A 13,675-nucleotide genomic window follows, 5' to 3' on the forward strand; every position below is an offset into this window, starting at 1 on the left:
CTTCTATTCCCTGGATCATTCACTTTAGCGGCAAAAAGCATGACTGAACAGGTACGATGAGGGGGAAATAAGCGTTCTGGAATCGGGGACAACTTTCACAAAGCGAGCGTTGCAGCGGGTTGCAGGCACAAAAAAGCCCCGCGATGCGGGGCTTAAATATCAGACTGTTTCGCTTACTCTTTACCGCCGCGAGACGCACGCTTACGGTCGTTCTCGGTCAGGTGACGTTTACGAATACGGACTGACTGCGGAGTCACTTCTACCAGTTCGTCATCATCGATGAACTCGATAGCCTGCTCCAGCGTCATTTTCTGCGGTGGAACCAGAGTGGTCGCTTCGTCAGTACCTGACGCACGCATGTTAGTCAGTTTCTTACCGGTCAGGCAGTTAACTGTCAGGTCGTTAGAACGGCTGTGAATACCGATGATCTGGCCTTCATAAACTTCAGCACCGTGACCCAGGAACAGCTTACCGCGATCCTGCAGGCTGAACAGTGCGAATGCGACTGCTTTACCCTGGCCGTTAGAGATCAGTACACCGTTCTGACGCTGGCCCACTTCGCCTGGACGCACATCGTCGTAGTGGCTGAAGGTGGAGTACAGCAGGCCAGTACCTGAAGTCATGGTCATGAATTCGTTACGGAAGCCGATCAGGCCGCGGCTTGGGATCATGTAGTCGAGACGTACACGGCCTTTGCCATCTGGATCCATATTTTTCAGATCGCCTTTACGCTCACCCATCGCCTGCATCACAGAACCCTGGTGGGTTTCTTCGATGTCGAGGGTCACGTTTTCGAATGGCTCTTGTTTACGGCCTTCGAATTCGCGGAAGATAACTTTCGGACGGGATACCGCCAGTTCGAAACCTTCACGACGCATGTTCTCGATCAGAACAGACAAGTGCAGCTCACCACGACCAGACACACGGAATGCGTCTGAATCTTCGGTTTCTTCAACACGCAGTGCCACGTTGTGCACCAGCTCTTTGTTCAGACGCTCCAGGATCTGGCGCGAAGTCACATACTTACCTTCTTTACCGCAGAAAGGTGAAGTGTTGACGTTAAAGAACATGGTTACGGTTGGCTCATCAACGCTCAGGGCTGGCAGCGCTTCAACCTTCTGCGTGTCGCAGATGGTGTCAGAGATGTTCAGCTCGCCCAGACCGGTTACAGCGATGATATCGCCTGCTTCAGCCTCGGCGCTCTCGATACGTTCCAGACCCAGGTGGCCCAGTACTTTACCGACTTTACCGTTACGGGTTTTGCCTTCGCTATCAATGATAGTGACTTGCTGGTTCGGCTTGATTTTACCGCGCTTGATGCGGCCAATGCCGATAACGCCCAGGTAGTTGTTGTAGTCCAGCTGCGAGATCTGCATCTGCAGTGGGGCTTCAACTTCAACCTGTGGTGGAGAAACACGATCCACAATCGCCTGATACAGCGGGGTCATGTCGTCTGCCATGTCGTTGTGATCCAGACCGGCGATACCATTCAGCGCTGACGCATAAATGATAGGGAAGTCCAGCTGCTCGTCAGTCGCGTCGAGGTTAACGAACAGGTCAAACACCTGATCAACAACCCAATCAGGACGCGCGCCCGGACGGTCAACTTTGTTGATGACTACAATCGGCTTCAAACCATGAGCAAAGGCTTTTTTGGTTACGAAGCGGGTTTGCGGCATAGGGCCATCCATCGCATCTACAACCAGCAGCACCGAATCCACCATGGACATAACACGTTCCACTTCACCACCGAAGTCGGCGTGTCCTGGGGTATCAACGATGTTGATACGGTAGTCGTTCCATTTGATGGCGGTGTTTTTTGCGAGGATGGTAATCCCACGCTCTTTCTCCAAATCGTTGGAGTCCATTACGCGCTCAGTCGCTTCGGTACGAGCATCAAAAGTACCGGACTGTTGTAACAGCTTGTCAACCAGGGTGGTCTTACCATGGTCAACGTGCGCGATGATGGCGATGTTACGCAAATTTTCGATCACAGCTTTGCCTCAGGCATTATAGAAATAACGCGGTATTGTACACGGATTAAGCGAAAGACTGAACATGATCACAGTATTCCCTTAAAGTTTATCTTAGTGCTGTTTTTTAGCACCAATAACGGTGCATTAATCTGCACTGTGATGGGGTTTTGCACCTTTTTGATGCGATAATTGATCTATTAAGCACCAAATTAGTGCGCATCATCCATACTGGTGCAGTGACCGACTCACGAAAGAGCGCGTCACAGCGCCATTTTTACCATTGTAATAAAGTTGGCACAGAATTCGCTTTATATCTTTCAAGCGAAAACGACAGTTATACAACGGTTGAAAAGAGCTTGCCGAGATCTTGGTTAGGGGTGGTCAGTAAGCGTGACACATTCCAGGCAACGAAGTTCTCTCACCATGACGATTATGACCATTTCCAGGAGAGTTTAAGTATGTCCGCTGAACACGTCCTCTCGATGATGAACGAGCACGAAGTTAAGTTTGTTGACCTGCGTTTTACCGATACCAAAGGTAAAGAACAGCACGTTACTATCCCTGCTCACCAGGTTAACGCTGACTTCTTCGAAGAAGGCAAAATGTTCGATGGCTCATCCATCGGTGGCTGGAAAGGCATTAACGAATCAGACATGGTGCTGATGCCGGATGCGACCACTGCAGTTATGGATCCTTTCTTCGAAGATCCAACGCTGATCATCCGTTGTGACATCCTCGAGCCAGGCACGCTGCAGGGCTACGACCGTGACCCACGCTCCATTGCTAAACGTGCAGAAGAGTTCCTGCGTTCTTCAGGCATCGCGGATACCGTGCTGTTTGGACCAGAGCCAGAGTTCTTCCTGTTCGATGACATTCGTTTCGGTTCTTCTACTTCAGGTTCACACGTGGCTATCGATGATATCGAAGCGGCATGGAACACCGGTAAAGAATACGAAGGCGGTAACAAAGGTCACCGTCCATGTCTGAAAGGCGGTTACTTCCCGGTTCCACCAGTCGATTCATCTCAGGACATCCGTTCTGCTATGTGTCTGACCATGGAGCAGATGGGCCTGGTGGTTGAAGCTCACCACCACGAAGTTGCTACTGCTGGTCAGAACGAAGTGGCTACCCGCTTCAACACCATGACCAAAAAAGCTGACGAAATTCAGATCTACAAATACGTGGTGCACAACGTTGCTCACGCGTACGGCAAAACTGCAACCTTCATGCCTAAGCCAATGTTCGGCGATAACGGTTCTGGTATGCACTGCCACATGTCCCTGTCAAAAGGCGGCGTGAACCTGTTCTCTGGCGACAAGTACGGCGGCCTGTCTGAAACTGCTCTGTTCTACATCGGCGGTATCATCAAGCACGCTAAAGCGATCAACGCCCTGGCTAACCCAACCACCAACTCTTACAAGCGTCTGGTCCCGGGTTACGAAGCACCTGTTATGCTGGCTTACTCAGCACGTAACCGTTCAGCTTCAATCCGTATCCCAGTGGTTGCCAGCCCGAAAGCACGTCGTATCGAAGCACGCTTCCCGGATCCAGCGGCTAACCCGTACCTGGCCTTCACCGCGCTGCTGATGGCGGGTCTTGATGGTGTTATCAACAAGATCCACCCTGGCGATGCGATGGACAAAAACCTGTATGACCTGCCACCGGAAGAAGAAGCTGAGATTCCAAAAGTTGCAGGTTCTCTGGAAGAAGCACTGAACGCACTGAACGAAGACCGCGAGTTCCTGACCCGTGGCGGCGTGTTCACTGATGACGCTATCGACGCGTATATCGAACTGCGTAAGCCAGAAGTTGACCGCGTGCGCATGACTCCGCACCCAGTTGAGTTCGAACTGTACTACAGCGTTTAATTTAAAAAATTTCAGCGCATTTCACGCCGCTGATTGGCGGCGTAAATAACCTGAACGTTTTTTTGTTGCCGTGGAAACTTTAGCCCATCTCCGGATGGGCTTTTTTCACCGCGAATTCATCGTTCAAATGATAGTTTTCAGTCCCAAAAGGCTATAATGCACTAAATTAGTGCAGAGGAACGCTGTATGGCAACTGGCACACTGCCCGACGCGGGGCAGATTCTTAACTCTCTAATCAACAGTATTTTGCTGGTCGATAACGATCTGGTTATCCATTACGCCAACCCGGCGGCGCAGCAATTACTGGCGCAAAGCTCACGCAAATTGTTCGGCACGCCATTACCGGAATTAACCGGCTATTTTTCGCTGAATATTGAGGTGATGAGCGAGAGTCTTGGAGCAGGCCAGGGCTTTACCGACAGCGAAGTGACGTTAGTGGTCGATGGCCGCGCGCACATTATGTCGCTGACCGCACAGCGTCTACCCGATGGTCTTATCCTGCTTGAAATGGCGCCGATGGATAATCAACGCCGTCTCAGCCAGGAACAGCTGCAACATGCTCAGCAGGTCGCCGCACGTGATTTAGTGCGCGGACTGGCGCATGAAATTAAAAACCCGCTCGGAGGTTTACGCGGCGCCGCGCAGTTATTAACGCGTGCTCTGCCCGATCCTTCGCTGCATGAATATACCCGGATTATTATCGAACAGGCGGACCGCCTGCGTAATCTGGTTGATCGTTTACTGGGGCCCCAACAGCCCGGTATGCACGTCACACAAAGCATTCATCAGGTGGCGGAGCGCGTGGTGAATCTGGTCTCGATGGAGCTGCCGGACAATGTCTCGCTGGTGCGTGATTACGACCCGAGCCTGCCCGAGCTGCCACACGATCCCGATCAGATTGAGCAGGTGCTACTCAACGTAGTGCGTAATGCGTTGCAGGCGCTGGGTGACGAAGGTGGCACTATCGTGATCCGCACCCGTACCGCGTTCCAGCTGACGCTGCACGGCACCCGTTATCGCCTGGTGGCACGTATTGATATTGAAGATGATGGCCCTGGGATTCCTGCTCAGCTACAGGACACGCTGTTCTATCCGATGGTGAGTGGTCGTGAAGGAGGCACCGGTTTAGGTCTCTCCATCGCCCGCAGCCTGATCGATCAGCATTCAGGAAAAATAGAATTTAACAGTTGGCCAGGACATACCGAATTCTCGGTTTACCTGCCTATTCGCCAGTGAGGTTTCTATGCAACGAGGGATAGTCTGGATCGTCGATGACGATAGCTCCATCCGCTGGGTGCTTGAACGTGCGCTCACTGGAGCCGGTTTGAGCTGCGCGACATTTGACAGCGGCAATGAGGTGCTGGATGCACTCTCAAGTAAAACCCCAGATGTATTGTTATCGGATATTCGCATGCCGGGCATGGATGGACTGGCGCTGCTGAAACAGATTAAACAGCGTCACCCAATGCTACCGGTCATCATAATGACCGCGCATTCGGATCTTGATGCCGCCGTCAGCGCATATCAACAAGGCGCGTTCGATTATCTGCCCAAGCCGTTTGATATTGATGAAGCGGTCGCGCTGGTTGAACGTGCGATCAGTCACTATCAGGAACAGCAGCAGCCGCGTAATCAGCCGGTAAGCGGCCCGACAACCGACATCATTGGCGAAGCGCCGGCGATGCAGGATGTGTTTCGCATCATCGGCCGTTTGTCGCGATCTTCCATCAGCGTGCTGATTAATGGTGAATCGGGTACCGGTAAAGAGTTAGTGGCGCATGCTCTGCATCGTCACAGCCCGCGTGCCAAATCACCGTTTATCGCGCTGAATATGGCGGCAATCCCGAAAGACCTGATCGAATCCGAATTGTTCGGGCATGAGAAAGGGGCCTTTACCGGGGCGAATCAGATCCGTCAGGGCCGTTTTGAACAGGCCGATGGGGGCACGCTGTTTCTTGATGAAATAGGTGATATGCCGCTCGACGTGCAAACCCGCTTGCTGCGCGTGTTGGCCGATGGCCAGTTCTATCGCGTGGGCGGCTACGCACCGGTGAAAGTGGATGTGCGTATTATCGCGGCAACCCACCAAAACCTTGAGTTGCGCGTGCAGGAAGGCAAGTTCCGTGAGGATCTGTTCCATCGCCTGAACGTGATTCGCGTGCACTTACCGCCGCTGCGTGAGCGTCGCGAAGATATCCCACGTCTGGCGCGCTACTTCCTGCAAGTCGCCGCGCGTGAGTTAGGCGTCGAAGCGAAGATTCTGCATCCGGAAACCGAAACCGCGCTGACGCGCCTGCATTGGTCCGGTAACGTACGCCAGCTGGAAAATACCTGTCGCTGGTTAACCGTGATGGCTGCAGGCCAGGAAGTACTGATTCAGGATCTGCCGCCGGAGCTGTTTGAGTCGAGCACGCCGGACAATCCAGTGCAGTCTCTGCCGGATAGCTGGGCCACCTTGCTGGCACAATGGGCGGACCGCGCGCTGCGTTCCGGTCATCAAAACCTGCTCTCTGAAGCGCAGCCGGAGATGGAGCGCACGCTGCTCACCACCGCCCTGCGTCACACTCAGGGACACAAGCAGGAAGCCGCACGTTTATTGGGTTGGGGTCGTAATACCCTGACGCGTAAACTGAAAGAGCTCGGAATGGAATAAGTGAGAATCAGGGGAGCGCGATGCTCCCCTGATTTTTATATCACCCGCGAGAATTGCTGCATGCAAGCCTTTTGGCGCAGATAACGATCGAAGCACATGCAGATATTACGAATCAGTAAACGCCCAATTCCTGTGACATGCAGACTACGCCCACGCCGTTCCAGCAAACCATCCGCCATCAAAGGCGCCAGTAACGCTAAATCTTCCGCAAAATAGGTTTCGAAGGTGATCGGCCACTGCGCTTCAATCGCCGCGAAATCTAATGAGAAATGACAAATCAGCGTTTTGATGACATCACGGCGCAGACAGTCATCGTCGCTTAGTGTCAAACCACGCCATAGCGCGTTCCCGCTCTGCTCCACGCTGGCATAGTATTCTTTCAATTCTTTTTGGTTCTGAGCATAACTGTCTCCCAGCATACTGATCGCTGAGACGCCGAATCCGACTAGCTCGGTTTCGCCTTGCGTGGTGTACCCCTGAAAGTTGCGGTGCAGTTCACCCGCACGCTGCGCAATGGCCAACTCATCATCCGGTTTGGCAAAGTGATCCATCCCGATGAACTGATAGCCTGCATCCGTTAGGGTGCCAATGGTTTGCTGCAGGATTTGCAGCTTCTGTTCCGCACCAGGTAGCTCTTCATCTTTGATTTTGCGTTGTGCAGCAAACAGCGTCGGCATGTGCGCGTAATTGAATACGCTGAGACGATCGGGATTAAGCGCGATGACTCGCTGTAAGGTGAAGGCAAAGCTTTCGGGCGTCTGGAGCGGCAGGCCGTAAATCAGATCCAGGCTGACTGAGCGGAATCCTCGCGCACGCGCACGCTCAACCAGCCCGAAGATAGTCTCTTCATCCTGCACGCGATTGACGCGCTCCTGCACCGCCTTATTGAAGTCCTGCACACCCATACTCAGGCGATTAAAACCTTCAGCACGCAGATGATCGATCATCGCCAGCTCAATTTCGCGTGGATCGACTTCGATCGACATCTCAACGTCATCAGCAATCTCAAAATGGCCACGCAGCAGCGCCACCAGCCGGCTGACCTGAGCTTGATTGAGAAAGGTTGGCGTACCACCGCCCCAGTGCAACTGCGTGACGCGGCGTCCGGCAAACAGCGGCGCACGCTGGCGGATTTCCTGCTCCAGCACATCCAGATAGCGATCGGCCTTGTGCAGCTGGCGCGTCACAATCTTATTACAGCCGCAGAAGTAGCAAAGGCGATGGCAGAACGGAATATGGACATACAGCGACAGGGAACGTTGAGGATAGCGTTCAACCGCAAACTGGAAGCTTGCCTCGCCAAAGTTCTCATTGAACTCCAGCGCAGTGGGGTATGAGGTGTAACGCGGACCCGCGTAATTGTATTTTTCAATCAGCCGCTGGTCCCATTCAATCTGCTGCGATGACATGCTCACTCCTTACGGTGACGTCGTTTGAGGGAGGGTCGCGTTGCAGAAGAGGAGAGATAGCGGTGAGCCGTACGCCGGCGTAAACGCGACTTCAGACGCGACAGGCGACGAAGTTTAAACAATAACCACAGGAGATAACATGTCAGCAGCAGCGCTAAAATTGATCCAGGCCAAAGCATCAGCGAATACCTGTTTAGCGCGGCATGCGCAAATGCGCATGCCGATCAAAAATGACTTAGTTGCCTTTTAACAAGCGCATCATATCGACTTCGGCTTGTTCATCTTCAGCACCGTCATCCAACGCGATACCGAGGGTTTCCATCAGTTCGTCAATGCGATCCAGCGTCTGATCGAGCCATGCCTGATCTTCAGCGCTGAGTGTCTCACCACTTTCCAGACGATCCAGTAAGGTGTCGAGGCGTTCATCATTTTCCAGCTTCGCCAGCTCTTCTTCCGGTGTCAGACGAACCTTCTCCGCTTTCGGCCTGGCTTTCGCTACCGGCTTTTTCTCCGGTACGGTTTTACCATCGGCCACCAGCGCAACCGGTTTTTTACTGCCAGTACGTGGATCGGCATTTTTCTGACCCTGGCCTTTGCCAGCGCCTTTGGTTTCCGGGTTAGCACGGCTGCCCGCTTTATGGCCGCTGTGCTTTTTATCGCGTTTACGATCGCGTGCTTCCTGGTTCAGTTCTTCACGCGATTTGCGTTTGGCTTTAGCAGCAGGTTTGCCACGCTGGGCTGGTGCAGGTTGCTTCATGGTGTCCGGTCTCGGCGATTTTTCTTCAGTATAGAATTGCGGCGAAATCTAGCAGAAAGATGACAAAGAAAAAAGGCGATAGCCTATGCTATCGCCTTATTTCGCACCTTCTACTGAAGGAATAACGGTATAAATCCTTTACAGCTCTCAACGTCCCGGTTGCTCCTTCGCCTCATCGCTCCTGCGAGTAATCCTTTTCCTTGTCCGACTCGTACCTGAATCACATCCTGCCATGCTCCTGGTCATCCCCGACACTCCTGAGCGCATCATCCTGATGGGTGCTGCCGTGCACTGACACCAAATGTAGACCAATCAGTAAAATGAACAAGTGAGACATGTCTTTAATTTAGAGCGGTAATTTTCAATATCTACTTATCTTATTGAAAATATTACGATATCCAACATATGAACATTCTATTAATCGGTAATGACTGGCAGTAATTATCGTCGATCTCTTACAAAGTGGCGCGTTAAGACGCTATCGGGCACTTTTGCGCCATAACAGGTATAATCAGCCCAATTGAACGAATCACTTTGCTGGAGCTTTACTTTGTCTGCTTTGAATTATCACATGACCCACTTCGTGCTCAGCGCCCCGGATATTCGCCATTTACCGGCAGATGTGGGCATTGAGGTCGCGTTTGCCGGACGCTCTAACGCAGGCAAATCCAGCGCGCTGAATACCATCACCAACCAGAAAAGCCTGGCGCGTACCAGTAAAACGCCAGGTCGTACTCAGCTCATCAACCTGTTCCAGGTCGTCGAGGGGAAAACCCTGGTCGACTTGCCGGGTTATGGCTACGCCGAAGTCCCGGAAGAGATGAAACGTAAATGGCAGCGTGCGCTGTCTGAATATTTGCAGAAGCGCCAGGCGCTGAAAGGCCTGGTGGTGCTGATGGATATTCGCCATCCGCTGAAAGACCTCGATCAGAATATGATTGAATGGGCAGTCCAGAGCGGCATCCCTGTACTGGTGCTGTTAACTAAAGCAGATAAGCTGGCATCAGGTGCACGTAAAGCGCAGCTCAAACTGGTGCGTGAGGCAGCATTAAGTTTTATGGGTGATGTGCAGGTAGAGATGTTCTCATCACTCAAGAAGATCGGCGTTGATATCGTTCGCCAGAAACTGGATAGCTGGTTCAGTGAGCTGGAACCGGCGCAGGAAGATGAAGAAGCCCCTTCTGCGTAATGTGAAGTGCGGGTTTACGACCCGCTTTTCAGAAAAAGCCCAATAAAAAACGCCCCAGTCATAAATGACTGGGGCGGCTAAATATTCAGCCAAATCCGATTACGTGAAGTAAAAGGTCTGAAAGATAGAACATCTTACCTCTGTACCCTACGCGATGAACTTTACCTGATTTTTCCTGACCAACAAAGGGTTTTTTGTTGTTAAGTTTCAGGATTCCACATCTTTTTTACCGGGTCCGTCACACTTTGGCTTAAGGCGTGTAGTTTAATTACTAAAAAAATGCTTAGCCGATAGGCATTTACAAAATGCGCATTTAACAAGCGGCTTTACATCGTTGCTGAACCGATTAAGTAAACTTTTTTCTTATGACGATGTCAGCGGCATAGATATACCGCCGACAACGTTCCTTAGTGCGCCTGGTCCCAGTTATCGCCCGTTCCCACTTCAACCTGCAGCGGTACATCAAGTTTCATGCTGCTCTCCATCAGTTGGCGGATCGTCGCACTCGCACTCTCTACCGCGTCTTTGTGGATTTCAAACACCAGTTCATCGTGTACCTGCATGATCATCTTCACAGCGTCATCCTGCTGTTGCAGTAACCAGCCATCTACAGCGATCATCGCGCGTTTGATAATGTCCGCTGCGGTGCCCTGCATCGGGGCGTTAATCGCCGCGCGCTCTGCCGCCTTACGACGAATGGCGTTGCTGGAGCTGATGTCCGGAAGCCACAGGCGGCGACCATCCAGTGTCTCCACGTAGCCCTTCTCGGCCGCCTGGGTGCGAGTCTCTTCCATGTAACGCAGTACGCCCGGATAACGCTCAAAGTAGAGATCCATATACTTTTTCGCTTCGCCAGCACCGATATTCAACTGGCGCGACAGACCGAAGGCGCTCATGCCATAAATCAGGCCAAAGTTAATTGCCTTGGCACTGCGGCGTTGCTCACCTGAAACCTTGCTCAGCGCAACACCAAAGACTTCTGACGCTGTCGCGCGGTGAATGTCTTCACCCTGCGCAAACGCATCCAGCAGGCCTTTATCCTGCGACAGATGCGCCATGATGCGCAGTTCAATTTGCGAGTAGTCAGCCGCAACGATGCGATTATCTTTACCTGCGATAAAAGCCTGGCGAATACGACGGCCTTCATCGTTGCGCACTGGGATATTTTGCAGATTGGGATCGGTAGATGAGAGACGTCCGGTGGCCGTGACCGCCTGATGATAAGAAGTATGCACGCGGCCGGTAACCGGATTGATCATCAAAGGCAATTTGTCGGTATAAGTCGACTTCAGCTTAGACAGGCCACGATGCTCCAGAATCACTTTGGGCAGCGGATAGTCCAGCGCCAGTTCAGCCAGCACTTCTTCGCTGGTTGACGGTGCGCCACCCGGCGTTTTTTTAGTGGGCTTGATGCCCTGCTTTTCAAACAGAATGGTTTGCAGCTGTTTGGTGGAGGAGAGATTAAACGGCTCGCCTGCCAGTTCGTGCGCTTTCAACTCCAGTTCCGCCAGACGTGCGGTCAGCTCCTGCGAATGTTTGGCCAGGATGTTTTGATCGATCAATACGCCGTTGCGTTCAATGCGTGAAATCACGGTCACCAGCGGCATCTCGATATCGGTGAAGACCTGCTTCGGACCCGCTTCCTGCTCCAGCTTCGGCCACATCTGCAGATGCAACTGCAGCGTGACATCTGCGTCTTCTGCAGCGTAATGAGCGGCCTGCTCGATAGCAATCTGGTTGAAGGTCAGCTGATTTTTTCCTTTACCGGCAATCTCTTCGAAGGTGACGGTTTTATGGTTCAGCCAGCGCGAAGCCAGGCTATCCATATCATGTTTGCCGCCGACGCTGCTCAGGCAATAAGATTCCAGCATGGTGTCGAATTTAATGCCGTTCAGCTCAATATCGTAGTTCTTCAGCACGCCACGATCGTATTTGAGGTTCTGACCGACTTTTGCAGATTTAGCGTCTTCCAGTAGCGGTTTTAGCTTTTTCAACACGTCGCTGCGGTCGAGTTGTTCTGGCGCATCAAGATAGTCATGGGCCACCGGAAGATAAGCGGCTTCACCGGGCGCAACCGCAAAGGAGAGGCCGACAATGTTGGCACTCCAGCTATCCAGAGAATCGGTTTCCAGATCGAAGGCAAAGAGTTCTGCTTTTTTCAGTTTTTGCAGCCACTCGTCGAAGGTTGCCTCATCCAAAATGGTGACGTAGCCGTCAGATGACAGCACGCTAGCGGTTTCCGCCACCGCAGCCACAGGTTCAGTCGCCAGCGATTTCTGCGCCTGCACATTGCTCTTTTTGCCCTGCAACCAGGTGCCGTCCTGTAAATCGGTGATCCAGCGTTTGAATTCATAACGGCCGAAAAGATTTTGCAGCTTTTCAACGTCCGGTTCGTTAACGGTGAGTTGCTCACAACCCAGTTCCAGTTCTACATCCGTTTTGATGGTCGCCAGCTGATAGGACAGGAATGCGACTTCGCGATTCTGCTCTAGCTTCGCTGCCATGGTCTTCGCGCCACGGAACGAGAGATCCGCCACTTTATCCAGGTTGTCGTAAATCGACTGCATGCCGCCCAGGCCCTGCAGCAGCGCCTGTGCCGTTTTCTCACCCACGCCAGGCACACCCGGAATGTTATCCGAGCTGTCACCCATCATGGCAAGGAAATCGATAATCAATGAAGGCGGCACACCGTATTTTTGCTCAACCTCTTCCGGGCCCAACACGGTGTTGGTCATGGTATTGATCAACGTAATGCCGGGCGTGACCAGCTGCGCCATATCCTTATCACCGGTACTGATCAGCACTGCACGGCCCTGCTTTTCTGCTTCCAGTGCCAGAGTACCAATCACGTCATCAGCCTCAACGCCGGTCACCGCCAGCAGCGGTAATCCCATCGCTTTGACCATCTCGTGCAGCGGCTCGATCTGTGCACGCAGATCGTCGGGCATTGGCGGACGGTGCGATTTGTAGTGCTCGAATAATTCATCGCGGAAAGTTTTGCCTTTCGCATCGAAGACCACGGCCACATGGCTCGGCTGATACTGCATCAGCAAACTTTTCAGCATGTTGAGCACACCGTACATCGCGCCCGTGGGCTCGCCTGCACTGTTGGTCAGCGGCGGAAAGGCATGATACGCCCGGTAGAGATAAGAGGATCCGTCTACCAGAATCAGGGGATTTTCTGCAATTTGCGCCATAGGTTCGTATTTTCTTCGTTGCGATAATGAGGGCTATAAGGATGCCACATCCAGAGAGGAATGTTGAATCAGAGCAGGGATGTCAGGATCTTTTTCATTGTTACGCGGAGTGGATCGCAAGGATCGGTCTGTGGATAACTTTGTGCGTAAAATTCATAACGTATTGTTATTTACGTTAATTGCACTCATTTTACTAATAAAAGTTATTGTTTTTCAATCTGTTATTAACTTACCGTGATGAAGCGCGCCTTTTTGAAAAGGTGATCGTCCATGTGGATATTAAGCGGAGGGTTAACGGGGATATCATTATTACGTCATGGGAAAGGGAGTAAAAACGCCGACATCGCCGTAATGCCGATCAGTTAAGACAAAAATGATCGGATGAACGATCCGGCAGTTCTGCAAGAATCCGTAATCTCTCAGGGATTACGGATTTTTTTATGCTTCTCAGTCAGGCTCTCGATATCGTTCATAAGTTTACGCCTCAGGAATTCTCGGGGCTTTCCGATCTCCTTTCTCCTGAACTCATTGACGAGTGTCTCGCTGATACCGGGACAGTGACGTTACGAAAGCGCCGTTTATCGATGGAAATGATGGTCTGGGCTGTAACCGGCATGGCACTTTTT

General features: G+C 52.1%; 9 protein-coding genes. 5 read left to right on the forward strand and 4 right to left on the reverse strand.

Annotation, left to right across the window (positions count from 1 at the left end; translation table 11 throughout):
• Positions 1-173 precede the first annotated feature (173 nt).
• Positions 174-1,994, reverse strand: a complete 1,821-nt coding sequence (gene typA / locus FD744_RS19480) for a ribosome-dependent GTPase TypA (RefSeq protein ID WP_034823899.1) — start codon at positions 1,992-1,994, stop codon at positions 174-176.
• A 440-nt stretch (positions 1,995-2,434) separates the two neighbouring features.
• Here typA and glnA point away from each other — a divergent pair, with 440 nt between their 5' ends.
• The 3 genes from glnA (at position 2,435) to glnG (ending at position 6,497) form a co-directional block, all read left to right on the forward strand.
• Positions 2,435-3,844, forward strand: coding sequence for a glutamate--ammonia ligase (gene glnA, locus FD744_RS19485; protein ID WP_160869027.1), 1,410 nt, complete (start codon positions 2,435-2,437; stop codon positions 3,842-3,844).
• 186 nt (positions 3,845-4,030) lie between these two features.
• The gene (glnL, locus tag FD744_RS19490) at positions 4,031-5,080 is read left to right on the forward strand and encodes a nitrogen regulation protein NR(II) (protein ID WP_034823903.1); all 1,050 of its coding nucleotides are present in this window, start codon (positions 4,031-4,033) and stop codon (positions 5,078-5,080) included.
• A 7-nt stretch (positions 5,081-5,087) separates the two neighbouring features.
• A complete protein-coding gene (glnG, locus tag FD744_RS19495; RefSeq protein WP_034823905.1) occupies positions 5,088-6,497 on the forward strand; it encodes a nitrogen regulation protein NR(I) in 1,410 nt (469 codons plus the stop codon).
• Between the two features lie 35 nt (positions 6,498-6,532).
• Here the strand turns inward: glnG and hemN are convergent, their stop codons facing one another.
• Positions 6,533-7,906, reverse strand: coding sequence for an oxygen-independent coproporphyrinogen III oxidase (gene hemN / locus FD744_RS19500; RefSeq protein WP_160869028.1), 1,374 nt, complete (start codon positions 7,904-7,906; stop codon positions 6,533-6,535).
• 235 nt (positions 7,907-8,141) lie between these two features.
• Positions 8,142-8,663 (reverse strand): Der GTPase-activating protein YihI, encoded by a 522-nt coding sequence (gene yihI, locus FD744_RS19505; protein ID WP_034823909.1) that lies wholly within the window; start codon positions 8,661-8,663, stop codon positions 8,142-8,144.
• 550 nt (positions 8,664-9,213) lie between these two features.
• Between yihI and yihA the strand changes: the two genes are divergently transcribed.
• Positions 9,214-9,852 carry a ribosome biogenesis GTP-binding protein YihA/YsxC gene (gene yihA / locus FD744_RS19510; RefSeq protein WP_058960150.1) on the forward strand — a complete coding sequence of 213 codons (639 nt, stop codon included), beginning with the start codon at positions 9,214-9,216 and terminating at the stop codon, positions 9,850-9,852.
• 407 nt (positions 9,853-10,259) lie between these two features.
• On the opposite strand, the gene polA is transcribed toward yihA, so the two are convergent.
• Positions 10,260-13,049, reverse strand: a complete 2,790-nt coding sequence (gene polA, locus FD744_RS19515; RefSeq protein WP_160869029.1) for a DNA polymerase I — start codon at positions 13,047-13,049, stop codon at positions 10,260-10,262.
• Positions 13,050-13,489: 440 nt separating this feature from the next.
• On the opposite strand from polA, the gene FD744_RS19520 reads away from it, so the two are divergent.
• Positions 13,490-13,675, forward strand: a 186-nt coding sequence (locus tag FD744_RS19520) for a transposase domain-containing protein (protein ID WP_202403470.1), incomplete at its 3' end; no start/stop codon positions are given.

The sequence above is a fragment of the Pantoea sp. Taur genome, assembly GCF_009830025.1.
In the GTDB taxonomy this organism is placed as follows: Bacteria; Pseudomonadota; Gammaproteobacteria; order Enterobacterales; family Enterobacteriaceae; genus Pantoea; species Pantoea communis.

What these genes read in the sequence shown, in the direction of transcription:
- glnA (WP_160869027.1), top strand. Translation starts at nt 2,435, where the DNA reads ATGTCCGCTGAACACGTCCTCTCGATGATGAACGAGCACGAAGTTAAG.
- glnL (WP_034823903.1), top strand. Translation starts at nt 4,031, where the DNA reads ATGGCAACTGGCACACTGCCCGACGCGGGGCAGATTCTTAACTCTCTA.
- glnG (WP_034823905.1), top strand. Translation starts at nt 5,088, where the DNA reads ATGCAACGAGGGATAGTCTGGATCGTCGATGACGATAGCTCCATCCGC.
- hemN (WP_160869028.1), bottom strand. Translation starts at nt 7,906, where the DNA reads ATGTCATCGCAGCAGATTGAATGGGACCAGCGGCTGATTGAAAAATAC.
- yihI (WP_034823909.1), bottom strand. Translation starts at nt 8,663, where the DNA reads ATGAAGCAACCTGCACCAGCCCAGCGTGGCAAACCTGCTGCTAAAGCC.
- polA (WP_160869029.1), bottom strand. Translation starts at nt 13,049, where the DNA reads ATGGCGCAAATTGCAGAAAATCCCCTGATTCTGGTAGACGGATCCTCT.